The organism is Lederbergia sp. NSJ-179, from assembly GCF_022867885.1.
In the GTDB taxonomy this organism is placed as follows: domain Bacteria; phylum Bacillota; class Bacilli; order Bacillales; family Bacillaceae_C; genus Lederbergia.
This window is the reverse complement of the sequence record NZ_JALIFP010000003.1, coordinates 1-25,356: the sequence shown is the minus strand read 5'-3', so window position 1 is coordinate 25,356 and position 25,356 is coordinate 1. Positions and strand designations below refer to the sequence as shown.

Below are 25,356 nucleotides of genomic sequence, written 5' to 3'. Positions count from 1 at the left end.
CTTTCTATGTAATAAAAAAGACACACAATGAAGAGTGTCTTTAATTAATTATTCAATTAAAAATCTACTTTCACATTATGTTCTGCTAAATCTTCGAAAGATTCATCATCAGCTACTAGTAAAACAAATTCAATGTTGTCATCCATTGTCGGAAGATCACCATCATAATTTTGAATTTCCATTTTCCCATTAGCATTTTTGTCTCCTGCTATTTCTTCACTGAAGAAAACCATATCGTCTACCATTGTGCCATCAATGGATACATCACGAGCTTGTACAATGATTTTATTTCCCGTTTTATTTTCTAAATCAATATTAATAACATACTTTTCTTCGTCGAACGTGTCATCTACATTATGTTCTACATTTACTAATGTCGCCTTTATGTAATCATCATCAGCAATAACTTTCCCAACCTCTTCTACTTTGCTTTTTTCTCCTTTGGAATCTTCATTTTCCTCTTCTGCTGCCTCTTTTTCTACTTCCTTACCATCGTTTTTATCGCTGGATTCTACAGAACTAACTTCTTTTCCTTCCGTTTCTCCACCACATGCGGCTAAACCAATAATAACAAGCAATGACATTACTAAAATCGTTATTTTCTTCATAAAAAACTACCCCCCTATATGTAATAGGTCTATTATCTTATATTTCCGGTCAGGATGCAATAACTAAATGGGAAAATATCCCTAACTTGTACTGATACGTAACAGGTGAGGGATATTTGTATAATTTTACCGCAATGCCATATTAACATAGAAAATGTAGCATTTGTGTGCAGTTTTCATGCAACCTATTTTTCAAAATGTAAAGCTTCAACTCCAAAAACGATAACCAATAAATCTTCTACTGCTCTTGTTAAATATCGACTAACCGTTGTTCTATCAACATGCATACGATCAGCTATCTCTTGATGTGTATATTTTTTAGATGAGATGTATTTCATCTCTAGAACTTGATAATATTTTAATTCTTCTTTACTACAAGAATTTTTATAGGCTTCTACCTTATCTTTTATAAACTGCGTCATAGCTATGGTCTTCTTCTGACTCTTCATAATCGATTCAATTGATTCTAGACTCACTGTATAAACATTCAATTGGTGTATGGAGGTTTCTTCAAAGTCGTCAATATCATCTTTAAGTTTTTCAGCATGTATCATAAGTGCCCTATAATTTTTTAAAAGCAACCTTATGTTCCGCAATCGCCTGTCATGCCTAACCTCTTCTACCTTCTCTAAATCTGCTTTGTATGCTTTAACAGCCTGCTGTGAGGCAACTTCTGCGATTATCTTCAACTGCTTTTCTGTCAGGTGCAAAGTTATTCCCCCTTTACCTTTTCAATTCTTGCCTTGACAGCTTCTAGTAAGGCATCTTGCCCTGCTGTTTTATCTTCCAATCTCGCTGCCACAATTTCGTCTATGGTTCCATCAGCCACTAAATGATGGATGATTACTCTTTCTTTCTGACCTTGACGATCCAGTCTCGCATTAGCCTGTTGATACAATTCTAATGACCAGGTCAACCCAAACCAAACAACATTGTGCCCACCATCTTGTAAATTAAGTCCATGGCCGGCTGAAGCTGGATGAGTTAAAAGCAATGGGATTTCTCCTCTATTCCATTTCGCAATATCTTCCGGACCTTCAAGTTTTTTTGCTTCCGGAAATCTTTTCTGGATCCGTGATAGATCATGCTTATATGTGTAAAAACAAAGAATTGTTTTCCCATTCGCTGCTTCGATTAAATCCTCCAAAGCGTCCAGCTTGGCCTCATGAATTTCCTGAACGTCTTTTTTCTCGTTATATACAGCGCCGTTCGCCATTTGTAGCAATTTATTTGATAGAACAGCCGCAGTATCTGCAGTTACGTCGCCGTCCTCGAATGGCAAAAGTAAATCTCTTTCTAGTTTTTCGTACTTTTTTCTAGTAGAAGGTGACAGACTTACCGGTACCACTCTTTCAATTCGTTCTGGAAGGTCTAGCCAATCTTTGGCGCTCATACTGACACAAATGTCGGATATTTTATCGTAAACCCTGGATTCAGCTTCTTTCTTCTGCTTCCATTCATACACTATATGGCCGTCTCGTTTTCCAGGTATGAAATATCTGTCCCGATAGCCAGTGATGGTTTTCCCTAACCGCTCCCCCTGATCCAACAGATACAGTTGCGCCCATAAATCATGCAGGCCGTTAGGACTTGGAGTGCCGGTCAAGCCTATGATACGCTGCATTAATGGTCTCACCCGCCTTAAAGCCCGGAACCTCTTAGATTTGCCAGACTTAAAACTGGAAAGTTCATCAATCACTACTGTATCGAATGGCCACTTACTGCCAGTCATACTGACCAGCCAAGGAATGTTTTCTCGATTGATAACATAAACATCCGCATCTGCCTTTAAAGCTTTTTCTCTCTGTGTTCTGGATCCTAAAATCTTAGATATAGTTATGTGCTGCAGATGGTCCCATTTTTCAGTTTCCCTGCTCCAAGTATCCTGGGCTACTCGTAAAGGGGCGATGACCAATATCTTACCCGTATCAAAGTAAGTATTTTTTAATTCTTCCAATGCTGTAAGTGTGATAACAGTCTTGCCAAGACCCATATCCAGAAAAAGACCTGCAGCTGGTGTATCAATTATTTTTTGTATGGCATACTCCTGGTATTGGTGGGGCATAAATTTCATTGGGCCTCACCTCCAACCATTTCAATAAAATCGTCCACCTTTTTTCTTGTATGCAAAACATATACTTCCTGCCCCCGGACCCGTAATTCGTCAATCCTTTTTCGTTGCAGTGGGCTCAATCTTCCATTAGGCGCCTTCATCTCTACAAAAATGATTCGCCCTTTAGGTAAAATGCAAATGCGGTCCGGCACTCCTCTCCTTCCAGGAGACACCCATTTGAAACATAGTCCGCCAAGTTTTTCGATCTTATCTTTCAGCCTTTTTTCCAATTGACTCTCCTTCATAACTCCCGCCATCTTTCTACATGCGCTGTTGGGCTTCTATCCCACCGCTCCAATAACTCACGAACAAAAGTATCGGACTGCTGATTCTTTATGGGGCTTGTGCTGTCATCGTAAAACCATACCTCATAAAAGCTAACGCCAATCTTTTCCTTTTCAAACGGGTTCACTGTTCTAATAATCTCATAATTTCGGTTGAAGAGTTCGACCCTTCCATTTTCAAAAACTCTTATACCGTACGGTAAATCCGTAATGTAATTCATATAAGATCCTCCTTTAAATACAAGTAACAGCAAAACAGCATTTCGCGCGTATTCTGCTGAAGTCTATTTAACCCCCTATTTTTGCCTATTTAGGGACTTAGATTAGCTTCTAGTCTTATAACTGATTTTGCTGTTACTCCTGTTACTTTTTGATTCATCCCTTGCGACTCAAGGGATGAATCGGTAACAGCGAAGGTAACAGCGGACTAATTTCGCTGTTACTCCTGATACTTTTTTGGTAACAGCGAATATCAGCGGGTAACAGCAAGATTTATCTTCCTGTTACTCTCTTTCAAACGCAGTTTGCAGACCGTAGTCTTTAAATTTTTTCCTGGTGGGAAGTTCTTTCCACCCTGGCATGTTCCGCATAATCTGCACAATATCTTTGGCTTTCCAGTTTTCCAGATCGTTTTTTCTGCCACCAAGAGCTTCTACCCATAGCTGTACAGCACAGACGCGCTGCCTGTATTCTGGCTCGTCCATAAAATCTTCTTGAATTGGTGTCTCGAGATACTCTTGAATCAGTCCGGCTCTTGGGTTCTCTTCCATGTGCGCATCTTGTATGCGTTTCGCTTCGTCTTCCAGACGTTTCGGCAACCGCAATCCCTCGCCTTGGTCACAGTAGTGCTTCGCCTCCGCCCAAATTTGACCAACAATTTCGTCTGTCAAGTATGGTATATTTGGATTTTCTTCATCCTGTAGCACTCGCTTAATAGCTTTATTCTTGTCAACCGGCACTGGCCAAAAGCGTCTGTTACCCGTCTGATCTTTAAGAAAATTAAAGTTGTTGGTTGTTCCAAAGAATACGCATTTCCGGGGAAACTCAGAGATAACCCGGTCGTAGGCCACCCTGTACATATCCGTCGTTTTCGTGATAAAAGCCTTTACCTCTTCTACGTCAGATTTGTTCATGGCAGATAGCTCAGCTAGTTCAAATATCCAAGAGTTTTGAAGGTATTCCCCCGCTTCTTTAGAGTCGAATTTCTTCAAGGCGTCCGAAAACCACGGTCCGCCTATCTTTGATATGATGGCACTCTTTCCGGATCCTTGACCACCTGATAAAACGAGGACGTTATCGAACTTCGTTCCCGGTGCGTAAATGCGTTTGACCGCAGCGATTAACATCTTGCGTGTAACGATTTTTGTGTATTCCGTATCTGCAGCACCCACATAGTCTATTAACAGACGATCTAACCTTTCCACACCGTCCCATGTCAAGGACTCGAGATAGTTTTTAATAGGATGGAAACTGTTTTTCCTCGATACGTAAGTTAACGCATCTGTAATGACTCCTTGACCTTTTAAACCATAATTCTTCCCTAACCAGTGCCTTAGTTGAGCATCATCGGCACCTAACCAAGGTTCATGACTACTTAAAGGATTTTTCTTTCTCCAAGGTAAATCCCCTAAAATAACTTCTCTATTTTTGAAATCATCGTAAGCAAGAATCCCTTTAAGTTTGCCGTTAGTTAAAAGTAGTTCTGCGTTATTAGCGTCACTTATCAAATTACCCTGTTTGGTAAATGACAGTTGATCCTTCCAAGCATCCGGATCCACGTCTTCATCTTCAATGTCATCTGAAAAATCATTTTGAATGCTTTCTGTCTTTTTGGCTATGAGCGCCCGTTTAATTTCAGGAAGTTCATAAACAAACTCTTGCATTGCAACGTAAGAAGGATACTTGATACTTGGTGTATTCTTTTTAACGTTATCATCCATATCCCCAAATTTATGCAGCCTGACTAAATCAAATAGATTCTTACTATGCCCATCAGCAACAGGGTCACTGTCCTGGTGGCTGTAAGCAAGTGCTTGTTCTGGAAACACTTCGAGTCCATTTGCAGATGAGCCATGCAAGTATGTGTACCGGTTTTCCATAGAACCCTGTTCATACTGATCAGATAGAAATTCTTCAATACCTTCATCTATAGCATAAGTTTGGCAAAACAGGCCAACAACGCCACGCTTTTCAGTAGGATCCTGCTGTTTCTTCCCATTTAATACAAGCGTTTTACTTTCCTCTTCGTGTCTTGGCCACTCACTAATATCCGTCCAGTCAGCATATTCAGCCAATATGTCATCAACTCTTAAAGGCTCACCTTCAAATACTTCAAAAACTGGATCGGCGTCTTTTGAGCAACTGGGAAAGTACATTAAGCGGTGCACTTGAAACGTCGTATGGTCAAAATAAGACATGCCAATATTTTCAGCTAACTTTCTACTAACTGCAGCATATTCATCTAGCTGCATTTCTCTGTCTGCTGGAATAACTAAACGATATTTCTGACGGTTTTCACGATGACTGTGTGTACTATAAATGAGATAGTCGGTACCACCAAGAATCAAATCAACGTCCATCATAAAATCATCATTAGCATAGTCGGCATCCAAGGTAATAAGCCACCGACTTTCTATATTGACTTTCTTTCGGCGGCCACTTCGGATGAGCCCGCCCACAAAGGCAGGACCATCCTTAATAGCACCTTGCTTTTCTTTGGAGAGTTTGTCGTATTCAGCCATCGTTTCATCTGTACGTCGGAGTTCTAAAGTAGCTATAAATTCATGCCACTCCAGAAAATCTGTCGTCCAGTTTTTATCTGACCGATTACGACCAAAGGATATTTCTAGCACAATCATTCACTCTCCTTTCTAAGCTGACAATTTCTTCTTGCGTTTAGTTAACCTTTCTTCTTTAAATGCTTCCATGAAGGCGGCAACTTCTTTTGTCATTTCGCGATTACGATAACCCCTACACTGTATAATTTGAGTATCCTGAATCTCCACCGTAAAAAAGGGAATATCCGCTTCAGTAGTTTTACGAACAACGTAAATATCTGTATCACCCTCGGCATAGCGTTCTGTATATTGGCCAACGCAGTGGTGTAATATCTTACCTTCTTCAAATAACTCTATACTGGAGGCTGCAGGCCGAATAAGTAACCCACCTTTAGAAAAGGAAAAGCGATTTAATTCCGGAAGTCGCTTGGCAATCTGTTTATTTAGCCTTTCGTCCACTTTGACTTTCATTCGTCTTGTTGTCTCAATATGAGCTTCTTGTAAATCATTGGGCCATTTCACACTTCCCTTAGATAAATCAAGCCCCAGTTCTCTTGCTTCACTCCAGTAGTCTCGTAAATCTGATAGAATAGAGTAAGGACTACGTATAACATTTTTATCCATCTGCTTTAATGTGTATTTAGCGAGTACATTCAAAGGTTCTCCTAGTCTTACTGCGCTTTCTATGAAATTGTATGTTCCAAATTTCTCAGCCTGGGCGAAAGTTAAAAGGAATCCAGCTTTTTTCATTTTGTGATAGGCATCTAAAGTAGCCGGATCTGCTTCAACATTTTCTTTTCGTAATTGCTTTAATTCTGATTTAGACAGACGAGTTACTTTTTCAAGACTTTTCCCTTTCCAATTGATAACTCCATATGTTCTACTACCAGTGAGTTTGGCTTCTACACACTTGTGAAATCCTAATTTCGTTAAGTATTCAATGCATTCATACTTAGAAGCAAGTTCAAAGAAATGAACCAGATCCTTACGATCATATGTCCCTCTATAGCTCTCCCATGTCGTGTATTGATAAGGAGTATTTTTTACGACCTCTCGAACATTGTCATAAGAGATGAAAGTCTGTTTATGCTGCATAGAATTAGTGCTTTCTGTTCGGATTCGTTTTGTTTTAAACCATTTGTCCCGCCAGGCATTGTAAACTATTTGCTCACTATAGCCCGGCTCAAAGATATAATAGGAAATTACTCTAAAGGCTGGTTGTACGTTTCGATAATCTGCAAAATCTAAAATGACATGAAGCCCCATTGCAACAATGGCTTCTGGATTCACTTTGGATTTTTCATACCACACGACATAAGCATCAGTGAATAAATTCTTTCTCCCCCTGCCTGCATGTTTGGCGGTGACCGGAGAACCGCAATTTTGACAGATCCACTTATCATTGTGTTTTAATTTATCAGAACGTTGGATATGAAAATCCTTTTTGCAATGTGTACAATAACCTCTTTGGCCACCGGCTGTCGATTGTATAATTACGTAACGGTGATCGAAAAATACGGTATCCTTTATAAAATCAATTAATTTTTGACTAATTTGATCTGGAAAGTGCGCCAGAAATCTAGGATCTGATCCTTGCAATCTAAGCCCCTCCCAACGTTATGTTGATAGTTAAGTCAGCCTCAGTTGACTCTTGAGCAGGTGCATTGACAGAAGGACCCGACGTTTTTCCTTTGATGCCAAAATAGTCGCAAACAATAGAAAACCCTTCTTCATCTGTTAGGACAGCCATGTTGCCCACCTTTTTCTTTTCAGCAGCTTTCTTCATAGCGTCAAGGCTGCCTTGGATACTCTTATCCTTAGCGTTGATTTTATCAGCGTCACCCGGGTTGAATCTCAAATGATCCAATAAATAATCTCCGATTAAAGTCACATATGGATTGTTCGCTTTTTTCATTTCGTCCTGAAGTTTTTTCATGCCATTCACCTCTCTATTAATTCAGATTCTGGAAATTTAATGTTAGAAGGAAAAAAGCCTCTTAAATCTAATAAGGTATATGTTCCATTCACCTGACCATTCTTATAGCGAATGATTAAGGCCGGACCATCCACATTTTGGATAACCTCCATACCCTTTGTCTTTTTCATAATTTCCGCATACAATTTATAGTTGATAAGTAATCCTTTCAACCATCTAGGATCCATCCGACTTACCCTAAATCGATAGAGAAATAGATCTATATCATCAATCTGTTTTTGAATGATAAGTTTTTCGTCCACAGCAGCGGATCGATATTTTATCTTCAGTTTCCTACGCTCTTCCCGTTTTATAGCCAGTAAATCTTTCAATGAATTCATTGCGTCTCAATCCCTTCTGATAATAAGCTTTGATTGCTAATCCTTCATATAATAGTCTGTTTCATACGCATCTGCAGATAAGGGTAAACCTTTTGCCCACTTAACTGGTCGCCCCATAATTTCTGTAACCTCTTCTAAGCTACCTTTACCAATAGGAACATCCAATACGGCTTCATCGTGAACATGCATAACTGTCTTATAGCCGGAGTTTTCTAAGTTAATGAGTGATTCCCCAAGACAGTCTCTTGCAATTGCCTGGACGATATTCTCCACCAATTTCCCGCCATAAGTGCCTATCCGTTCCATTCCGGTGCTGCCAGGACCTTCATAGGTAAATTCATCCTTACCCTCAAATTTTTGATGAGGTTGAATTCTTGGGCGAACATAAGCTAACTTTCTTCCAGATGGCAGTTGAATAAATAGCGTTCCAGATTCATAAATGAAGTTAACGCCCTTTGGACCTTTTACAGTCGTTTTACCACGAACGGCAGCAAGTGCATTCGCTTCTGTGTCGTACCATAATTGTCTGATTTTTGGATTAGCGTCACGCCAAGTTCTGACCAGTTCAGGGAGCTCTTCCTCATCAATCCCCATGTCTAGTGCGCCCATTTGAATTAATGCACCAGGTCCGCCTTGGTATCCAAGGGCCAACTCTGACACCTTCCCTTTTTGGCGTAAAGGGCTGCTCTTGTCAATATCTTCAATTGGAACATTGAACATAGCTGCAGCAGAAGCTTCATATATTTTTCCATGACTATTGAACACATCTAGTCGCCACTTTTCATCCGCCAACCATGCAATCACTCTTGCCTCAATTGCTGAGAAGTCAGATACATAGAAGATATTGCCAGGACTAGGAACAAAGGAAGGCCTTAACAACTGTGAAAGTGTATCTGGAATATCACCAAATAAAAGCTCTAATAATTCAAATTCGCCTTGTTTTAACAACTCTCTTGCTAAACTTAAATCCGGGAGCTCGTTTTTTCGTAAGTTATGAATCTGCACTAAACGTCCTGCCCATCTACCAGTACGATTGGCTCCGTAAAATTGAAGAATCCCTCTTACTCGGCTATCTTGATTAACAACTATACGCATCTTGTCGAACTTCGTAACAGAAGTCCTTCCCAACTCTTGGCGTAACTCTAATGCTTCCTTCACTGCTGGATCATTAGCTTTTTCAATTAAATTGGGCATAGTGTCTTTCGTAACGCTCTTTACGTCCTCCCCTGTTTTCTCTTTTAGCCATTTTTTTAGCTGTGGAAGGCTGTTAGGATTATCCAAACCGGTTACGTCCGTAGCACGTTGCAGAAGCCTTTCTTTGTATTGCTTATCGCAAGCAATAGCCTGATTAACTAACTCTTGATCTAAATAAACGCCGCGATCATTTATAATTTGGTCCACTTGCCATAGCCTGTTTTCCTGTTTAGGAATCGGGAATTTCTTTAGTTTCTTACGTATCTCTCTTTCCACTATCACGTCTTGCCGGCAATACTCTATATATTGAATCCATTTATCCGGATCGTGATGAGGGTAATTCCTAGTGCGACCACCATTCACTTTTGTTGGCTTACAAGGAACGGAAAAATACTTAATGAGATTTTTACCTTTTTGATCTTTCTCGACATCCAATTTCATTGCTTTGGCCACACCATCCAGGTAGTTAGGTAAACCTAAGGTCAAAGCGTGGACAGAACTGCACTGCCACTGTGCTGGATCCATTTCTAAGCCAAAATGCTTGGCTATACAAGTTCTTTCAAAGTTGGCATTGAATGCTGTTTTTAAGATTTTTGGATCAGTCAAAGACTCCATGACATTCTCCGGAACATTCTCAAAATCGGTTAAATCAATGACAGTGACCGGATCATCGTTAAAAGCATATGCAAACAGTAATATTTCAAAATCCGGATCTTCTACATATTTATAGACACCAGTTTGTAATAGATTGATACCGGAATAAGTTTCGATATCAATGGAGAGAGTGACCATACTATCTACCTCCAAAAAAGATTAATAGAAAGAGGGAGCAAATACCCCCTCGTAGATTAGTTCAAAAAGTCGTCTTCCCCATCGTCACCGTCTAAATCGTCAAAGTCATCCTCTGCACGACTGCGCCCTCCAAGGAAGTCCCCGTCTTCCCATTTCTGAATATTGTTAAGTCCTACTGCCACACCCTTGTTACCGTTAGTATCAAACGGGTAGAAGTTAATGGAGACACGCACGTAGCAACCGCTGTAAACCTCTGTTGTATCGATAATCTCCTCTCGGTTACGATCCACAATACCGGGCTTATTCTTAGAAGAAGCATTTAGGAAGTAATGTCCTTCATACGCCTCGCCTTTTTCATCTGCTTCCTCGTCACCGTCTCGGACTGGCGTATGAATATTCTTAGGAATTTTACCGCCCCATTTTTCATTCTTACCTAGCTCTTTTGCTGCTTCCACAGCTGCCTTGATTTTCTTCATGGTATTTTTGTCTGTTTTCGGGATAAGAATAGAAGTACTGTATTTAGCATCCCCGCCGTTGATAGACTTCGGCTCCCATACATTTGCAAAGCTTAAACGTACCTTTCCTGTAATCACTTTTGTATCTGTATTTGTAATTGCCATCGTTGAATCTCTCCTCTTTTTGTTATTTGATGATCCCCATTTTCCTGAAGTGAATTGGTCTACATGATAATCTGCGATATCGCCCATTAATCTCACCTTTTGTTTAGGCTGTTTTTTATTTATTTCATTTGGATGCGTCTTGATCCGTCTTGCCTCAAAGCGCCATTTCCTAGCATCGCTCCCAATTTTATCCCACAGTTTTTGCCAGGCTTTTCTTTTGGAAGGTTCATAGATACCAAAAACATATAGCTTTGATACGGTACTGAAAATCCCGTATCCATAGTCCTTACTCACCATCTTTAAAGTCCTCAGCCGCACTGGCTGCAGATGATAACGCTGGACGCTTGTCTGATTCAGGTGCTAATTTTGGCTTGCCAGGTGGCTTAATGATGTGATCCTTAAGTATTGAATCGAATTGCTTTTTACCAAGCACCTTCTGCATATCAGTAATCCCTTTTAGCTCTGCAGGCTTATGAATCTCTTCCTCACTGTAGCCTTCTAAGATTAATAGATCGGCCACAACGTCTTTATCTGAATAAATGCGGTTGCTTCTGCCTTCGACAACTTTCCAACCTGGATAGGTAACACCATAATTATGTGCTTGATCTAAAGCATGGCTTTCCACATCATCCACCCACGATTTTAGTTCTGCAGCTTTGGCCAAAATGTCTGCAACTTCTTCTGGACTTAATAGAGCCGGTTCTTTAAATTCGTGCCTAGCTAACTCCAAGTTTGCCTCTGCCCTTACTCGGCATTCAGCCCGGGCTTTACAGAAACGGCAGTGCTCCCCAGCTTCAAACACATCACTTCCTTGTGCAGCATCTTCAGCGGTAGGCTTTACTACATCACCAGCCCACTTTAACAGTTCGTCTGCAGATATCTCTTCTGTTGAAACGCTGTCCAGCCTGGGTTGAATAATGGTCATACGAACCGTTTCAATATCATAAAGCATGTCGTATTCGTTATAAGCGCCTAGACCATATAAGCGCATCTGACTGTTGTTTTCAGCTGATATGGGAACGCCTTTGCCGTATTTAAGGTCAATGACTTCAATAACTCCATCAGCAATGACAAGAACATCACCAGTACCGAAACCATCAGGAACCCATTGTGAAAAATCTAATCGCTGTTCCAGTAAAACCTGGGCATCTTGAGTTTTTGCCTTCGCTTCGTTCACTCGTTCGATCACCAAGTCCGTGTAATTATCGCAATGGTCGTACATCTCCTGGCTGTAATACTCACCAGCTTTATGCTTTTTCAGCCTTCCAGAAAACTGGCGCTTGGTGAGATCACCTAGCTTGTGCTGTAGAATAAGTTCAGACAGTTCATGAGCAGCAGTACCTTCTTCTGCAAATGACGTAGTGACATCCGGATATTCACTTTCTAGCGCAACGCTACCGGGGCAAGCTAACCATCTGCTGGATCCTGACGCACTTAGTTTGGCATGCGATCTCTCTGAATGATTTTGGCTCATAGCTCATCCAACTTTTCAAGGTATTCTGCACGCTGATTTTCAGGAATCTTAGATACAGCGCTCACCCCTAATTCAGCAAGCAAATCTTTAATTTCTTCTTTCTTTCCAGCTTTTGCAGCTTCAGCAGTCTTGGCACGCACTTCCTCAACAGATGGAACTTCTTGTTCATCTTCCTTATCCTCTTCCGGCTTTTCTGCTTTCTTCTGTTCAGCGATACCTTTGTCATACTCTTTTTTAGAGATTGGATCACACATTTGGAAATCTGCATCTGTGGGAACTTCGTCACCTTTCTTGAATGCAAGATAAGCGTCACTGGCTTCATGATAAAAATAACTGGCCTTCTTAAATGTTTCAGGCTCATTAGCCTCCTTCTTCTCTACTTTTTCTACTTTACTTTTTGGAGCTTCAACTGCGGGAGCTGACCCCATAGCATTTGCTAGATTGTTAATAGCAATCACTAATTCCGGTGCCTGTACATTCACTTCAATTTTCATAGGTACTACCTCCTGTGTTATAATGATTTCGAAAATAGTTTTTTGAAGGTCACTTTGCAGAGTGGCCTTTTTATATTACTCGGTAACATTGGACGTTTTGCTTTTCTACCAGATAAGTTTTTAAATATAAATCACTTACAACGACATCTCCGAAGACCCAGTATAGGTCACCTGGTAAAATCTCCGAACCAAAAACATCTTCAATGGGATGATCTTCCACATGTTTTACTTGGGGCATTTATTTCACCACCTTTCGAAGTTGCCAAGTTAAGGCTGTTTTTGCATTTAAAACTTTCAAAAGCATAACTTTCTCACTTGCTTTTAAATTGACCCAAGAACCCGCTGAGATCATTTAATTTTCTCCTCCTAATTAAGTTTTTCGAGTTTGGCGCAAATTTCATGTTGCCAGTCAACATCATTTGAAATACTGGCGACGAGAGATAAATTTTTTAGCTTTGCCTTTCGCCATTCGAGTTTTTCAAGGTGTTTTAATGCTATGTTTAAATCCTGTTTTTCAGAGCGGGTCAACCTTCGATGTTTTTGCAGGACACTTAGTTCGATGAAACGTTCCGCAACAAGATTCATTTAATCGCCTCCCTCTCTATATCCGTTGAAAGCCAATGGTCTATTACGTCTAGATCGAAGATCAATATGCTAGGACTTGGACGTCTGCATGGAATCCTGTTGGTTTTTAGCAGTCTATAGATCGTAGAAGCGGACATATCGCAATTGATTGACTTGAGGTATTCCGATAAAGACTTAACACCTCTCACACGTCTCATGATGTAACCTCCATTCCTTAAATATTTAAGATTTTCCTTATGCGCTCGATGTGTTCCTGAGCCTTGGCGCCATCTCTTTTACCGCTTAAGATATCACTAAGATATGAACCAGAAATTCCTAAAAGATTAGCTAGTTCAACATGCTTCATTTTTTTTCTGTACAGCTCGTTTCGAACTTTAATACTTAAATCCTCTGACATAATCTAACCTCCTTTCAAGTTTCTAGCGTCGCTACCGCTACATAAGCTATAAATCCGAACAAGTTACACCGTCATCGGCTCGGTATCACAGCGCATTAAATAAAATGCTAATAAATTAGCGAAAGTTATTGACCAATATTAGCGCATATGCTATTATCAAAGCATAGCTAAATAAGACTTAAAAAAGCCTGTATTATCACATTTTTTTTAGCTCCCCAGCGTTAAAAAATGTATTTACATAGGTCATATTTTTTATTGTCTTTTTCGCTAATCAAATAGCTTACTTAGAAGTATACTAGCGCAAATGCTAATAGTCAACACATTTATAGCGTAAATGCTAGAATATTTTTCGGTAAGCTCTCGAAGGGTTGATATGAGTGGGTTTAGTGGAAAGAATAAAATTTTTATGTGACGAAAAAAAAGTAACTTTTGCCGAAGTTGAAAGAAAAACAGGAATATCTAACGGGCAAATCCGCAGATGGGATAACTCATCGCCTAAGATTGACAACGTAAGAAAAGTAGCTGAATACTTTGATGTATCTACCGACTACCTTCTTGGACGAACTGATATAAAAAGACTTCCCGATGAAGACAAAATACATACAATTGCAGCTCACCACGATGGTGAAGAATGGACGGAGGAAGAGTTAGAGGAAATTGAACGTTTTAAAGAATTTGTGAAACTAAAAAGAAAACAGCAGTGAGGATAAAAATATGTATGAAAAACTTCTAAGTCAGGCGCATGATCAAAATATAGATGTTTATGAAAAACCATTAAGTAGCAAAATTAAGGGTTTATATTCGAATAAGATCATTTGGATTAATAGAAACATAGAATCCTCTACAGACAAGGCCTGCGTGCTTGCTGAAGAATTAGGACATTATCACACATCAGTTGGAGACATCCTAGATCAATCTAGCCTCCCTAATCGTAAACAAGAAAAAAGGGCCCGCAATTGGGCGTATAAGAAATTGATACCTCTTGAAAAATTAATTTCCGCAAGTAATGAAGGAGTGAAAAATAAATACGAACTTGCGGAATACCTAGGAGTTAATGAACCTTTTTTAGAAGAATCGCTTAAACGCTATAAAGAGGAATATGGTTTATTTACTTTGGTAAAAGAAAAAATACTCTACTTTGACCCTTTGGGTGTATTAGATATGAAAAATTTTTAACCTTTTAACCAAACGTACATTCCCTTAAAGGAGGTGATTTCTTATGTAAGCGATATTAGATCATAAACTCAAGAAAATTTGAAAGGAGCATTTTAAAATTGGCATCGTTTGATGAATTAATACCAAAGAAAAAATATAGGTTATATGTTGAGCTAGGTTATAAGCCTAATGGTAAAAGGGATAGAAGAACTAAAGTAGTGAAGGCTAGTGGTCCACGTCAAGCACAAAGTTTATTAAAGGATTTTGAACAGGAAGTTAAAAAAACTCGTCATCTTGACCAAACTAAAATATCTTTCCCAGATTTTTCAAATCGATGGAAGAAGAACTATGCTATACCAGAACTAGAACCACCTACAGCAGAGAATTACACCATTAAATTAGAGGGGACCATCCTTCCATTTTTTGAACACTTTAAACTAAAAGAGGTATCAACTTTTGATATCATTGAGTTTTTTAATCACGAAAGGGAATTGAATAGGGGTTCGCTAGAAACTAAATATAAAATCCTACAGTCAATATTTAAACATGCGGTTCAGTGGAAAATTATTGATAAAGATGATAACCCAATGTCAGAAGTGAAAATGCCATCTGATACTAAAAAGCAGAAAAAAGATTTCTACAGAAAGCATGAATTACCTGATCTAATGAGGCTACTTAAAACATTAGAGGTAAGACAACAACATATAGTAAAACTCGCTTTGTTTGGTGGATTACGAAGAGGTGAAATAGCAGGTCTTGCAGATGATGTTGTTGATTTTGAGAATAACCTGATATCGGTTAAACGGTCTCTCCAACTTTCGAAAACAGAAGGACTCCGTTTAAAAGATACAAAAGCGGAAGACACTAGAATAGTGGCGTTACCAAAAACATTCATGCGAGAGTTGAATGATTATTATAAAGAAAGAAAAGCGCTACAAGAGGAAATAGGAGATTTGTGGAAAGGATTTAAAGATGTGAAAGGACAAGAAGTATTCCTTCTTTTTGCAAATGAATATGGCATCCCCCATCGTCCCGATTCCATTACTACGTTTTGGAATAGATTTATGAATAGATTCGAAGGTAAAATCAGAAGGGTAAGATTTCATGATCTAAGACATTCCTCCGCTACTATAATTTTAACGGAAGGGGCCAAAAAAGGGATAACAATGAAAACAGTACAAAAAAGATTAGGACATAAAGATATAAAAACGACCCTAAACTTTTACGCTCACGTTGCTGAGGACCAAGACAAAGAAGCAGGTGACATTTTTGAAGATGTTTGAGATTGGTCACATTTCGGTCACACGAATAAAAAATATAAAAAATACGCTGCTCCTCATCGGCGAGAAACAGCGTCATATCAACATTTTAATGGAGCTTCCAGCCGGGCTTGAACCGGCGACCTCATCCTTACCATGGATGCACTCTACCAACTGAGCTATGGAAGCATGGCTCCGCAGGTAGGATTCGAACCTACGACCGATCGGTTAACAGCCGATAGCTCTACCACTGAGCTACTGCGGAATAGATAGAATAAGTCTTAAATTGCAGTTACTTATATACGAGACACATTTCATTATATCGTTTTTTTTATTTTTTTCAAGTCCTTTTGACAAGTCTCTAGAGAAAAATTGATTTCCTTTCATTTTTTCCATTTGCCGATTTTGTATTCATATATGCTGACTCCTCTGGCATAGATTAGATAGTGGACGGGCATTGGAGGAGGAGAGCAGATGAAATTCTTTATCGCAGTAAATGGCCGAAAAGTGAAGCAGGGAATGCTGATTGTCTTGATCTCTTTTTTTACGGCCTTATTATTTTTCTCCCAGTCTTCCCTATATATACCTGTATTTGGCACAAAAGATGGTCCGAAGGCAATATATAAAGGGGATAAAGGGATTGGCCTAACCTTTAATATTGGTTGGGGAGATGTGCAGGCTGAACCCATCCTAGACGTATTGGAGGAAAAGGAGGTAAGGTCGGCGACATTTTTTCTTTCAGGTGCATGGGCTGAAAAACACCCGGATACCGTAAAGCGAATGGTGGAACTAGGCTATGAAATAGGCAGTCTTGGTTATGCTTATGAGGATTATACGGAGTTAGAGGATGAAGAAATCAAACGAGATATTCTAAAATCGATAGAGATTTTGAAAAAGCAGGATGTAAAGGAAATTACACTTTTGCGCTCACCAACTGGCCACTTTGATGAACGAACATTAAAAATAGCCGATCAGCTTGGGTTAACCGTTGTCCATTGGAGCATCAATTCACAGGATTGGAAAAATCCTGGTGTAGACAAAATTATTGAAAATATAAAAAAGGCAAAAAAGGGCGACATTATTTTAATGCATGCCTCTGATTCCGCCACCCAAACGGCCGAGGCCTTACCTGAAATTCTATCTATATTAAAAGATAAAGATGAACTCGTGAACCTTTCCATTCTTATCGCCAATGGCAAGGTAAGAACGAAACTTGTTCCATAAAAAACTTTTGTAACAAAAAAAGCGAGCCGCTAGTGGTTCACTTTTTTTGTTTGGCTTTTTTTACTTCCCTTTACAGACTTTGGTTCCTTTGCGGATTGTCTTTTTCGTTTCCGCTCTTCAGCTGAAAGCTGATTATATTTAGGTAACATCAAGATCAGATACGCATTACAAGCAATTAGTGGAAAAATCATTAAATATACCCAGCTTACTTCATTCACCTGCAGCACAGGGAGCCATTCTAAAATCGTCACAACCACCATAAAAAAAAGGGCTGAAACAAAGGTTGTTCGATGGGTCATTTTCGCCTTAAAGAAAGCGACAATCAGAGCTGCAGCTAAAATAAATAGGGCTAAGCCAACATAAGGCAGAATACTTTCCCCTTCTCCAGCAAACGCCTGAAAGCGAAAATAAATAAGATCAAACAGCACAAATACAATGAGGACAAGCTGAACAGCATTCCACAGCCAAATAGACCGGAAAATCCCCAATCCAAATTGATGAATAAATAAATAGGCAAAGAAACCAACTTGACTGACAACAGCAAAAATCAAACCAACACCGACAAGCCAAATAAACGTAGATAGAATAGCCCCTAATTGCAATTCAGTAAAATAGGGCTGAAATTCACTCCAACGTATAACAAAACCAAGTATACCGGTTATCAAACCACCCAATAAAAGGGCGTTAAATAAAAACTTAATCAGATTTCGAATTGTCACCGTTTAATCCTCCATAACATATCTCTATCACACCGATTTTATCAGTCTTTCCTTAAAAAATCTATGTTTGCAGTGATTGTGCATAAATTCTTCACAAACCTCCATATTAAAGGTAAGGGATGTAGGGTTCATTTCTATAGAAAAGTTTCCACTAAACATCCACCTTCTTATATATAAGAAAGGAGTGTTCCTCATGAAAAAGGCAGTTTTTCCGCTCCTACTAATGATCATTGTTATTATGCTTTCATCCTGTGGCAGGGCCGACGGAGAAAACGAAACGCTGGATTATGACCAAACGAAGAAAATGATCGTCGATATACTGAAAACAGACGATGGGAAAAAGGCGATTCAAGAAATCATAAGTGATGCAGATATAAAGCAACAATTAATTATGAACGACGATACTGTAAAAAATTCGATTGAACAGGCGCTAACCTCTGAAAAAGCAGAAGACTTCTGGAAAAGATCATTTCAAGATCCAAACTTTGCAAAAACTGTCGCCAAAAGTATGAGAACAGAACACGAGGCATTGCTAAAAGACTTAATGAAAGACCCACAATACCAACAATTATTTATTGATATTCTTAAAGACCCTGAGCTCCAGAAAGAATATACAACAGCAGTAAAAAGCAGGGAATTCCGAGAGCATTTGCAGAAGGTCATTTCAGAAACACTCAACAGTCCTTTATATAAAGCTCAGATTCAAGATCTCTTATTAAAGGCAGCAAAGGAAACGGGCAGTAAATCAGATAAGGGGAACAAGGAAGATCAAGGCGGTGGTGGAGGCGGAGAAAGCGGCACAGATCAGGGACCATAATAAAAATGTCCCCAAAGAGTTCCTTTTTTGGAAGGCTCTTAGGGGACAGATTTTTTTAGGTATTCCCTGCCATACTTAACCAAGCATTTGAGTAACTTCTTCGGCTAACTCATGATAGATCTTTCCCATTGGATGATCTTGAGCATAAATGGATGGGGCGAAATCCTCTTTATTCCAATCAGGCTGTTGTAGAGGAAGACGTCCAAGCAGCTTGGTTTGTAATTCTTCGGCTAGCTTATCTCCTCCACCCTTTCCAAACACATATTCCTTTTCTCCCGTGATCTGACTCTCAAAATAAGCCATATTTTCAATGACGCCAAGAATTTCATGATTGGTTCGCAAGGCCATAGCTCCGGCTCTTGCCGCAACAAAGGCAGCCGTTGGATGTGGGGTCGTTACGATAATTTCTTTACAGCTTGGCAAAATCGTGTGCACATCCAGAGCCATATCTCCTGTTCCAGGTGGTAAGTCTAGCAAGAGATAATCCAGTTCCCCCCATTCTACCTCCGTAAAGAAGTTATTCAGCATTTTCCCTAACATTGGACCGCGCCAAATAACAGGGGCATTATCCTCTACAAAAAACGCCATCGAAATGACCTTTACCCCAAAACGTTCCACAGGGATAATTCGATCCTCCCTTAATGTCGGCCGACCTTCAATCCCCATCATATCTGGAACACTGAAGCCATAAATATCTGCATCAATCAAGCCCACTTTTTTACCAAAGCGTGCCAAGGCAACAGCTAGGTTAACAGATACGGTTGACTTCCCAACGCCGCCTTTTCCACTAGCTACCGCGATAAAGGTAGTGGAACTGTTTGGAGATAGTAGACCCCCGGGCTCTTCACCTGGAATCGCTCCAGAAGCCCGGTGCTTGTCCAGTTCTTCCTCTGATAGTGGGGCAAAGCGAATGCCGACACTGTCGGCCCCTGCTTCCTTTAAGGCTTCCACTATTTTCATCTGTAACTGTAATTGTTCTGGTGTTCCTGTTTTGGCAAGTGCAATTTTCACACTAATATGAGATTTTTCCTCTTTGATTTTCACTTCAAGGATCCCATTTGTTTCTTTAAGCGTTTTATGTAGTAATGGATCTTCCATTTTATTCAATATGGCAATGGCTTGTTCTTTCGTAACCAAAATTGGCACCTTCCTTTTTGTGGATTCGCTTTCTACCTCAGTATAACATACTTCACTTTTATCAGAATGTTATACGCTTATAGGGAAAAAAGTCTTTATGAAGGTGCCACTATCTTTCATTTTATGAGGGTTACATTTCCGATTCAATCGATGGTTCGTCTGTAAAATAACGCGTAATTCCTTTATAAATAGAAAATGCTACTTTATCTTGGTAAGAATCTGTTAATAAGCTTTTCCGTTCTGTTGGATTCGACAGGAAGCCGATTTCCACTAATGCGCTAGGTTTGTTTGACTTTTTTAGTAAATAGACATGATCAATAATTTTCGCCTTACGATCCGTATTCTCTAAAGTCTTCACCAATTCATCTTGAATAAACGTTGCTGCTCGTTTGTTTTCGGCATGATGGGGCGCATAAAAGGTTTGGGCACCATGCCAGCGTGGTGAGGGAATAGCATTTAAATGGATACTAATAAGCAAATCCGCATCAGACTCATTCACTAGTTTTAATCTTTTATGCAGATCTTCGGTTTTTCTCCGACTATACCCTTTTACTTCAGACCCAGCTAAGTCCTTATCCGCTTCCCGGGTCATAAGAACAAGGGCGCCTTGCTCTTGAAGATAATCGCGAAGTTTAAGGGACACCTCTAAAGCGATGTCCTTTTCCAGTGCTTCAGAATCTCCAGCCCCACCATCTGGTCCTCCATGACCTGGATCTAAATAAATAATCTTTCCGGTTAAAGGTAGATTCCAGGTATCAAACGAGTCTTTCGGAATAAATTGATATTGCAACAAGAAAAATAATACAGCCGCCCCAATAAAAAACAAAATTATTTTAGCTTTTCTTCTCATCCCCAAAATCCCCTTCACACTTTCTCCTTTCCATCTTATGGGACAAGAATCATTTTTAGAACCTGCTCATGTATCTAACTACAGGCGTTAGGGGCTCAGGTCAAATAACCCTAAATCGTGGGGGAATACCATCCTTCCTCGTTTCAGGAACATTTGCCCGCCGCAGGCCCGCAGGATGCGGGTCAGAACGGCGTGGCGATTGTCGTCGCGCGTTTAGCCGTTCTTCCTTTTCCACAAACGCCTTCTGCTTTTAGTGTAATCGAAGTTTATAGCGCCGCTCCCCCTTTTGAAAGCCTCGTTGCCACCATTCGTCAACAAAATATTCGCAGGCAGAATAGACCTGTTCTTCTTGGATCAGTTTTTGTCCGTAGTCCCAATAAAGCCAAAAATTATATAATGTCTCTATTAAATGGGCCCGATCGTCACCACACCGATTTTTGATCATCTCCATTGTTTCACCATAAAGAACAAATCGGCTATATTCGCCACCATTTAGAAAGGCCTCGATCCCTACATCCATACAGGCTTCCTCTACCCCTTCATGAATGAAGCTTCCTGTTCCAATCATCTTTAAATGTTGAGTTACACTCTTTTTTAATTCATCTATTGAAAGATTGCGCAATAATTTCCTTTCATATGTTAACTGCTTTTCCCGTTTTTTCTCTGTAAAAGATGTCACATTGCTCATCATTTTTTCGTCCTCCTATCTATAGTCTCAACGAACAAATAAAACTCATACGCGACAGGATTAGAAAAAAATACGGACTTTTTTCCATTTATCCGAAACATTTAGGGAAAAAAAACGTCTAAATAATAGGAGGAGAATTGTTCTATGAAGAAATGGCTCTTATACATATCCATTATTTTACTAGCAGGGTGCTCACAGACAGCCATTGATTGGGTAGATTTCCTTGAATTTCGTGGAAACCAATTCCAAGTAAGTCATTATGCGGAAATTTCTGATCCTAATTTTATTGGTGAACCTATTGGAGAAATAAAGAAAAGGCTAAAAGACCATGTCAAAAACCCGAAATATTCTCCTAAAAATGGAGATGCTGCTTATTTAGAACCGGGTACGAAGTTATATTCTGTCATCAATCATTCCCATCTCATTGCTGTAAAGGATACAGATAAAATCAATGGCTATAAGATCTATGTACAAGAGGACAGAATACCGAATAAACGTATGCTTGATCAGCCAGACCAACTTTCCTTATTAAAAGTGGAAGTATATGAAGAGGTTGAACATAACCAATTTATTTTCAAAAAAGTAATTGAAAAAACGGAGGATCTTCAAAAGGTAAAAGACATTTTAGTAACTGGTAAATCCGACTCTTCTGTCGTCTATCAGGAGGAAGATCCCCAATCAAAATCCTTTGCTTTAATCCTATATTCCTCTTCTCCCTTGGCGGAGAAATATGCCATTTACTTTGATGGAAATCAATATTTTGATCAAAACAATCAAGTTTTATCAAAGGAACTGGAAAAATACCTTATTGGTACGGAAGATCATCCAAGCGAAGAAAAAACAGCCTAGGTATTTGGCTGTTTTTTCGTCATTTATTTAGTCCATCATAGATCTTCTCAATATTGTACTCCAAAAACTTGATATACGTGTCTCCATCGGATCCTTTTTTCCCAATTTCATCCGAAAAAATTTTATCCGGATAAATTGGAACCCCTGTCTCTTTCGATACAGTTTCCATTGGCCGTGTATCTACATTGGACTCCACAAAGAGAACGGGCACTTTCTTTTCTTTTATCGATTGAACCAATGCTTTAATTTGCGAAGGGGATCCATTTTCTTCTGTGTCGATCTCCCAAATACATGCTTCTTCCAACCCGTATCGATCTGTCATATATTGATACGCACACTCACTGGTAACGAGTATTCGATTTTCTTCCGGAACTTGCCCCAGTTTCTCTTGATACTCTTGATCAATTTCTTTCAGTTGATCTAAATATTTTGTAGCATTTTGTTCGTATTCATCTTTATGATCTGGATCCATTTTGATTAAGGCATCTCTCGCATTTTCTGCCATTTGAATCCCCACCACGGGATCTAAAAACGCGTGAGGATTAATCTCATGTTCACTTCCGTCTTCCCCAGCCAAATACTTTGGTTCCACCCCTTCGCCAAGCTCAAATACATGTTCCATATTTTGTCCAACAGAGTCAATCATTTTGTGGAACCAGCCACCTTCTCCACCCTCTAGATTTAATCCATTAAAAAAAAGTACGTCTGCATCCGTCGCCTTTTTGATATCCTCTGGTAAAGGTTCATATTCATGAGGATCTGTTCCAATTGGAACCAAATTGTGGATGTCCACATGTTCCCCTCCAATTTGCGCCACGATATCCTCCAAAATAGTAAAAGAGGTGACGACTTTTAATTTGCCATTCTTCGAATCCCCTTTCGTTGATTCCCCTCCACTACATGCAGCCATCAACAGAATCGCAGCAAATGTAATGAAGAATAACTTCCAATGCTTTAACATCTCTATCTCTCCTTATATTGCTTATATTATGAACTGAGCCTGCACACCCAACTTCATTTTTGAATAACGGCCTTGGTTCTTTGTGTACGAATCATTCTCCAAAGTACTCCTTGCTTAGGTGAAAAGATAAAAGCAAGGATAAATAAAATGGTTGTCACTAAAACAATAACCGCGCCAGACGTTAAGTCATAACGGAAGCTTAAATACAATCCCGCTACTGCTGAAAAGGCCCCAAAAAAGGATGCTAATCCAATCATTGTTGAAAGTCGATTTGTAAGTAAATAAGCCGTTGACGCTGGTGTAATCAGCATTGCCACCACTAAAATCACCCCGACTGTTTGCAGTGAAGCCACTGTCACTAAAGTGAGCAGTAACATCATGATGTAATGGATCACCTGGGTAGGCAGCCCATAAGCTTGGGCCATTGTCGGATCAAAAGTACTAACCAAAAATTCCTTGTAAAACAAAACAACAATCAGTAAGACGATTGCTCCAACAATCAACGTTAACCACATATCACTATTTCGAACAGAAAGAACATTTCCAAATAATATTTGCGTTAAATCAATTGCTGTTTGGGCTTTATTGATCAAAATGATTCCTAAAGCAAAAAAAGAGCTAAAGACGATGCCTATGGATGAATCATTTTTAATCCGACTATTTTGGCTTACATAGCCAATGCCAAGAGATGTAATAATTCCCATTAATACAGCTCCATAAAAATAATTGATCCCTAGCATATAAGAGATCGCCACTCCAGGCACAATCGCATGTGAAATTGCATCTCCCATTAAGGCCATTCCCCGTAATATGATAAAGCTGCCAATAACTCCACAAAGTACTCCGACCATAATTGATGTAAATAGCGCTTTTTGTAAAAAGGCATAATTCATGAGGTCATTGATAAATTCCATTACACTCCGACCCCCATTTTATCGAGAATCGGGAAGTTAGCTTGATAGGCCTTGGTCATTAACTCTGGACTGAAGACTTTTTGAACAGGACCAGATTGTATAAGCTCTTTATTCATTAAAATCAGGTCATCAAAATATTCTTCTACCTTCGATAAATCATGATGAACAACCAATACAGTCTTCCCTTCATCCCGTAGTTTCTTCAAAATCTGTACAATGGTTCTTTCACTAGCAACATCAATACCAACGAAAGGTTCATCCAAGAAAAAGATTTCGGCTTGCTGGGCAAGGGCACGTGCAAGAAACACCCGTTGTTGTTGCCCACCTGATAATTGGCCAATTTGTTGTTTTTCAAAGTCCGCCATTCCCACCCTTTCTAAGCATTGCTTTGCCCACAGCTTTTCTTTTTTCCCAGGCCGTTGAATCACACCTAATCGTGGGTAGGTACCGAGTAAAACAGTGTCTCGTACATTAATCGGAAAATCCCAGTCTAAATGACTCCTTTGCGGGACATAAGCGATATTTTTTCTCTCTTTGTTGACCGGTTTCCCCAATATCGTTACTTCCCCGTTATCCTTTGGAATTAATCCTAGAATGGCTTTCATCAAGGTCGATTTTCCAGCACCATTAGGACCAATAATGCCAATCAACTTACCCGTGCTAAAAGAAAACGATATATCGCGAATCACCTCTTTACCATAGTAAGAAACATGTAAATTTTTAACCTCAACTGCTGCTTCCATTTCAACTCACCTCTTTAACATTTCATACCCGTTTCATTTATTTTTTATGGCTCGAACCTTATTTTTTAGTTATAGGACAATAAGTTTCCCTTACGCAAACTTTAATTGTAATATACACTCTTCTCCCTTATTTGTAAACCCCTTTGATGAGGTTTTTTATACATTTCCGGTGCCATTTGCTTAGGATATCCATATGCACAAAGGATTTCTTGGGTATCCAAAAAAGTGTTTTATCATCATGTGGATGAAAATATTTTTTTAAATTGCCAGCTCTGAGGAGTAAAAATTCTTCGTGATAATTTTAAAAAACTCTTCCCTAAAATAGGCTAGTTATAAGATAATCTAACTGTAGAATGACTACAAACAGCATATTTCGGGGAGGACTT

Annotated in this window: 29 protein-coding genes and 2 tRNA genes; 6 read left to right on the top strand and 25 right to left on the bottom strand. The window is 39.4% G+C overall.

Annotated elements, in window-relative coordinates:
• Positions 1-56 precede the first annotated feature (56 nt).
• The 16 genes from MUB24_RS03365 to MUB24_RS03290 all read right to left on the bottom strand — a co-directional run bounded on the left by MUB24_RS03365 (position 57) and on the right by MUB24_RS03290 (position 13,654).
• Positions 57-608 (bottom strand): hypothetical protein, encoded by a 552-nt coding sequence (locus tag MUB24_RS03365; protein WP_244701247.1) that lies wholly within the window; start codon positions 606-608, stop codon positions 57-59.
• Between the two features lie 185 nt (positions 609-793).
• Positions 794-1,318 carry a sigma factor-like helix-turn-helix DNA-binding protein gene (locus tag MUB24_RS03360; protein ID WP_244701244.1) on the bottom strand — a complete coding sequence of 175 codons (525 nt, stop codon included), beginning with the start codon at positions 1,316-1,318 and terminating at the stop codon, positions 794-796.
• A gap of 2 nt (positions 1,319-1,320) precedes the next feature.
• Entirely contained in the window at positions 1,321-2,682 is a 1,362-nt protein-coding gene (locus MUB24_RS03355; RefSeq protein ID WP_244701242.1) for an SNF2-related protein, read from the bottom strand.
• On the bottom strand, positions 2,679-2,966 hold the full coding sequence (locus MUB24_RS03350; RefSeq protein WP_244701239.1) for a VRR-NUC domain-containing protein: 288 nt from the start codon (positions 2,964-2,966) through the stop codon (positions 2,679-2,681). Before MUB24_RS03350 ends, MUB24_RS03355 begins: the two co-directional genes overlap by 4 nt.
• Complete coding sequence (locus MUB24_RS03345; RefSeq protein ID WP_244701236.1) at positions 2,963-3,226, bottom strand: hypothetical protein; 264 nt, start codon at positions 3,224-3,226, stop codon at positions 2,963-2,965. The genes MUB24_RS03350 and MUB24_RS03345 overlap by 4 nt, the downstream gene beginning before the upstream one ends.
• A gap of 282 nt (positions 3,227-3,508) precedes the next feature.
• Positions 3,509-5,863, bottom strand: coding sequence for a virulence-associated E family protein (locus MUB24_RS03340; protein WP_244701233.1), 2,355 nt, complete (start codon positions 5,861-5,863; stop codon positions 3,509-3,511).
• A 12-nt stretch (positions 5,864-5,875) separates the two neighbouring features.
• Positions 5,876-7,381, bottom strand: coding sequence for a PcfJ domain-containing protein (locus MUB24_RS03335; RefSeq protein WP_244701230.1), 1,506 nt, complete (start codon positions 7,379-7,381; stop codon positions 5,876-5,878).
• Between the two features lies 1 nt (position 7,382).
• Positions 7,383-7,718 carry a hypothetical protein gene (locus MUB24_RS03330; protein ID WP_244701227.1) on the bottom strand — a complete coding sequence of 112 codons (336 nt, stop codon included), beginning with the start codon at positions 7,716-7,718 and terminating at the stop codon, positions 7,383-7,385.
• A gap of 5 nt (positions 7,719-7,723) precedes the next feature.
• Positions 7,724-8,098 (bottom strand): hypothetical protein, encoded by a 375-nt coding sequence (locus tag MUB24_RS03325; protein ID WP_244701224.1) that lies wholly within the window; start codon positions 8,096-8,098, stop codon positions 7,724-7,726.
• A 36-nt stretch (positions 8,099-8,134) separates the two neighbouring features.
• Positions 8,135-10,084 carry a DNA polymerase gene (locus MUB24_RS03320; protein WP_244701221.1) on the bottom strand — a complete coding sequence of 650 codons (1,950 nt, stop codon included), beginning with the start codon at positions 10,082-10,084 and terminating at the stop codon, positions 8,135-8,137.
• Positions 10,085-10,140: 56 nt separating this feature from the next.
• On the bottom strand, positions 10,141-10,704 hold the full coding sequence (locus MUB24_RS03315) for a DUF2815 family protein (RefSeq protein ID WP_244701705.1): 564 nt from the start codon (positions 10,702-10,704) through the stop codon (positions 10,141-10,143).
• 286 nt (positions 10,705-10,990) lie between these two features.
• Positions 10,991-12,178, bottom strand: a complete 1,188-nt coding sequence (locus MUB24_RS03310) for a DUF2800 domain-containing protein (RefSeq protein WP_244701218.1) — start codon at positions 12,176-12,178, stop codon at positions 10,991-10,993.
• Positions 12,175-12,672 (bottom strand): hypothetical protein, encoded by a 498-nt coding sequence (locus MUB24_RS03305; protein WP_244701216.1) that lies wholly within the window; start codon positions 12,670-12,672, stop codon positions 12,175-12,177. The genes MUB24_RS03310 and MUB24_RS03305 overlap by 4 nt, the downstream gene beginning before the upstream one ends.
• Before the next feature lie 70 nt (positions 12,673-12,742).
• The gene (locus MUB24_RS03300; RefSeq protein WP_244701213.1) at positions 12,743-12,910 is read right to left on the bottom strand and encodes a hypothetical protein; all 168 of its coding nucleotides are present in this window, start codon (positions 12,908-12,910) and stop codon (positions 12,743-12,745) included.
• Between the two features lie 128 nt (positions 12,911-13,038).
• Entirely contained in the window at positions 13,039-13,257 is a 219-nt protein-coding gene (locus MUB24_RS03295) for a DUF7667 family protein (protein ID WP_244701211.1), read from the bottom strand.
• Between the two features lie 214 nt (positions 13,258-13,471).
• Complete coding sequence (locus MUB24_RS03290) at positions 13,472-13,654, bottom strand: helix-turn-helix domain-containing protein (RefSeq protein WP_244701209.1); 183 nt, start codon at positions 13,652-13,654, stop codon at positions 13,472-13,474.
• Between the two features lie 386 nt (positions 13,655-14,040).
• Here MUB24_RS03290 and MUB24_RS03285 point away from each other — a divergent pair, with 386 nt between their 5' ends.
• The 3 genes from MUB24_RS03285 to MUB24_RS03275 all read left to right on the top strand — a co-directional run bounded on the left by MUB24_RS03285 (position 14,041) and on the right by MUB24_RS03275 (position 16,092).
• Positions 14,041-14,358, top strand: coding sequence for a helix-turn-helix domain-containing protein (locus MUB24_RS03285; protein WP_483869164.1), 318 nt, complete (start codon positions 14,041-14,043; stop codon positions 14,356-14,358).
• 10 nt (positions 14,359-14,368) lie between these two features.
• Positions 14,369-14,830, top strand: coding sequence for an ImmA/IrrE family metallo-endopeptidase (locus MUB24_RS03280; RefSeq protein ID WP_244701205.1), 462 nt, complete (start codon positions 14,369-14,371; stop codon positions 14,828-14,830).
• Between the two features lie 98 nt (positions 14,831-14,928).
• Positions 14,929-16,092: a tyrosine-type recombinase/integrase gene (locus tag MUB24_RS03275; RefSeq protein ID WP_244701204.1), complete on the top strand. Its 1,164-nt coding sequence runs from the start codon at positions 14,929-14,931 to the stop codon at positions 16,090-16,092.
• Between the two features lie 89 nt (positions 16,093-16,181).
• On the opposite strand, the gene MUB24_RS03270 is transcribed toward MUB24_RS03275, so the two are convergent.
• Both MUB24_RS03270 and MUB24_RS03265 read right to left on the bottom strand, forming a co-directional pair.
• A tRNA-Thr gene (locus MUB24_RS03270) sits at positions 16,182-16,257 on the bottom strand.
• Position 16,258: 1 nt separating this feature from the next.
• Positions 16,259-16,333: transfer RNA gene (locus MUB24_RS03265), tRNA-Asn, on the bottom strand.
• Between the two features lie 209 nt (positions 16,334-16,542).
• Here MUB24_RS03265 and MUB24_RS03260 point away from each other — a divergent pair.
• A complete protein-coding gene (locus MUB24_RS03260) occupies positions 16,543-17,292 on the top strand; it encodes a polysaccharide deacetylase family protein (protein ID WP_244701202.1) in 750 nt (249 codons plus the stop codon).
• A 29-nt stretch (positions 17,293-17,321) separates the two neighbouring features.
• Here MUB24_RS03260 and MUB24_RS03255 read toward each other — a convergent pair whose 3' ends face one another.
• The gene (locus MUB24_RS03255) at positions 17,322-18,011 is read right to left on the bottom strand and encodes a KinB-signaling pathway activation protein (RefSeq protein ID WP_244701200.1); all 690 of its coding nucleotides are present in this window, start codon (positions 18,009-18,011) and stop codon (positions 17,322-17,324) included.
• A 193-nt stretch (positions 18,012-18,204) separates the two neighbouring features.
• Between MUB24_RS03255 and gerD the strand changes: the two genes are divergently transcribed.
• Entirely contained in the window at positions 18,205-18,828 is a 624-nt protein-coding gene (gene gerD, locus MUB24_RS03250) for a spore germination lipoprotein GerD (protein ID WP_244701197.1), read from the top strand.
• Between the two features lie 75 nt (positions 18,829-18,903).
• On the opposite strand, the gene MUB24_RS03245 is transcribed toward gerD, so the two are convergent.
• The 3 genes from MUB24_RS03245 to MUB24_RS03235 all read right to left on the bottom strand — a co-directional run bounded on the left by MUB24_RS03245 (position 18,904) and on the right by MUB24_RS03235 (position 21,506).
• Positions 18,904-19,965, bottom strand: a complete 1,062-nt coding sequence (locus MUB24_RS03245) for a P-loop NTPase (protein WP_244701194.1) — start codon at positions 19,963-19,965, stop codon at positions 18,904-18,906.
• 130 nt (positions 19,966-20,095) lie between these two features.
• Positions 20,096-20,815, bottom strand: coding sequence for an N-acetylmuramoyl-L-alanine amidase CwlD (cwlD, locus tag MUB24_RS03240; protein WP_244701189.1), 720 nt, complete (start codon positions 20,813-20,815; stop codon positions 20,096-20,098).
• 250 nt (positions 20,816-21,065) lie between these two features.
• A complete protein-coding gene (locus tag MUB24_RS03235) occupies positions 21,066-21,506 on the bottom strand; it encodes a DUF2521 family protein (protein WP_313898420.1) in 441 nt (146 codons plus the stop codon).
• Positions 21,507-21,647: 141 nt separating this feature from the next.
• On the opposite strand from MUB24_RS03235, the gene MUB24_RS03230 reads away from it, so the two are divergent.
• Positions 21,648-22,352, top strand: coding sequence for a hypothetical protein (locus MUB24_RS03230; protein ID WP_244701186.1), 705 nt, complete (start codon positions 21,648-21,650; stop codon positions 22,350-22,352).
• 19 nt (positions 22,353-22,371) lie between these two features.
• On the opposite strand, the gene MUB24_RS03225 is transcribed toward MUB24_RS03230, so the two are convergent.
• The 3 genes from MUB24_RS03225 to MUB24_RS03215 are packed head-to-tail and all read right to left on the bottom strand — an operon-like array spanning position 22,372 to position 24,970.
• A complete protein-coding gene (locus MUB24_RS03225) occupies positions 22,372-23,313 on the bottom strand; it encodes a metal ABC transporter solute-binding protein, Zn/Mn family (RefSeq protein WP_244701183.1) in 942 nt (313 codons plus the stop codon).
• Between the two features lie 53 nt (positions 23,314-23,366).
• Positions 23,367-24,227 carry a metal ABC transporter permease gene (locus tag MUB24_RS03220; RefSeq protein ID WP_244701180.1) on the bottom strand — a complete coding sequence of 287 codons (861 nt, stop codon included), beginning with the start codon at positions 24,225-24,227 and terminating at the stop codon, positions 23,367-23,369.
• Complete coding sequence (locus MUB24_RS03215) at positions 24,227-24,970, bottom strand: metal ABC transporter ATP-binding protein (protein WP_244701177.1); 744 nt, start codon at positions 24,968-24,970, stop codon at positions 24,227-24,229. The genes MUB24_RS03220 and MUB24_RS03215 overlap by 1 nt, the downstream gene beginning before the upstream one ends.
• Positions 24,971-25,356 lie beyond the last annotated feature (386 nt).

Excerpts from the sequence above, each read along its gene's own strand:
- MUB24_RS03340 (WP_244701233.1), bottom strand. The coding sequence starts at position 5,863 with ATGATTGTGCTAGAAATATCCTTTGGTCGTAATCGGTCAGATAAAAAC.
- MUB24_RS03225 (WP_244701183.1), bottom strand. The coding sequence starts at position 23,313 with ATGTTAAAGCATTGGAAGTTATTCTTCATTACATTTGCTGCGATTCTG.
- MUB24_RS03315 (WP_244701705.1), bottom strand. The coding sequence starts at position 10,704 with ATGGCAATTACAAATACAGATACAAAAGTGATTACAGGAAAGGTACGT.
- MUB24_RS03305 (WP_244701216.1), bottom strand. The coding sequence starts at position 12,672 with ATGAAAATTGAAGTGAATGTACAGGCACCGGAATTAGTGATTGCTATT.
- MUB24_RS03295 (WP_244701211.1), bottom strand. The coding sequence starts at position 13,257 with ATGAATCTTGTTGCGGAACGTTTCATCGAACTAAGTGTCCTGCAAAAA.
- MUB24_RS03260 (WP_244701202.1), top strand. The coding sequence starts at position 16,543 with ATGAAATTCTTTATCGCAGTAAATGGCCGAAAAGTGAAGCAGGGAATG.
- MUB24_RS03330 (WP_244701227.1), bottom strand. The coding sequence starts at position 7,718 with ATGAAAAAACTTCAGGACGAAATGAAAAAAGCGAACAATCCATATGTG.
- MUB24_RS03215 (WP_244701177.1), bottom strand. The coding sequence starts at position 24,970 with ATGGAAGCAGCAGTTGAGGTTAAAAATTTACATGTTTCTTACTATGGT.
- gerD (WP_244701197.1), top strand. The coding sequence starts at position 18,205 with ATGAAAAAGGCAGTTTTTCCGCTCCTACTAATGATCATTGTTATTATG.
- MUB24_RS03310 (WP_244701218.1), bottom strand. The coding sequence starts at position 12,178 with ATGAGCCAAAATCATTCAGAGAGATCGCATGCCAAACTAAGTGCGTCA.
- MUB24_RS03365 (WP_244701247.1), bottom strand. The coding sequence starts at position 608 with ATGAAGAAAATAACGATTTTAGTAATGTCATTGCTTGTTATTATTGGT.
- MUB24_RS03325 (WP_244701224.1), bottom strand. The coding sequence starts at position 8,098 with ATGAATTCATTGAAAGATTTACTGGCTATAAAACGGGAAGAGCGTAGG.
- cwlD (WP_244701189.1), bottom strand. The coding sequence starts at position 20,815 with ATGAGAAGAAAAGCTAAAATAATTTTGTTTTTTATTGGGGCGGCTGTA.
- MUB24_RS03235 (WP_313898420.1), bottom strand. The coding sequence starts at position 21,506 with ATGATGAGCAATGTGACATCTTTTACAGAGAAAAAACGGGAAAAGCAG.
- MUB24_RS03280 (WP_244701205.1), top strand. The coding sequence starts at position 14,369 with ATGTATGAAAAACTTCTAAGTCAGGCGCATGATCAAAATATAGATGTT.
- MUB24_RS03220 (WP_244701180.1), bottom strand. The coding sequence starts at position 24,227 with ATGGAATTTATCAATGACCTCATGAATTATGCCTTTTTACAAAAAGCG.
- MUB24_RS03350 (WP_244701239.1), bottom strand. The coding sequence starts at position 2,966 with ATGAAGGAGAGTCAATTGGAAAAAAGGCTGAAAGATAAGATCGAAAAA.
- MUB24_RS03290 (WP_244701209.1), bottom strand. The coding sequence starts at position 13,654 with ATGTCAGAGGATTTAAGTATTAAAGTTCGAAACGAGCTGTACAGAAAA.
- MUB24_RS03320 (WP_244701221.1), bottom strand. The coding sequence starts at position 10,084 with ATGGTCACTCTCTCCATTGATATCGAAACTTATTCCGGTATCAATCTA.
- MUB24_RS03300 (WP_244701213.1), bottom strand. The coding sequence starts at position 12,910 with ATGCCCCAAGTAAAACATGTGGAAGATCATCCCATTGAAGATGTTTTT.
- MUB24_RS03355 (WP_244701242.1), bottom strand. The coding sequence starts at position 2,682 with ATGAAATTTATGCCCCACCAATACCAGGAGTATGCCATACAAAAAATA.
- MUB24_RS03345 (WP_244701236.1), bottom strand. The coding sequence starts at position 3,226 with ATGAATTACATTACGGATTTACCGTACGGTATAAGAGTTTTTGAAAAT.
- MUB24_RS03230 (WP_244701186.1), top strand. The coding sequence starts at position 21,648 with ATGAAGAAATGGCTCTTATACATATCCATTATTTTACTAGCAGGGTGC.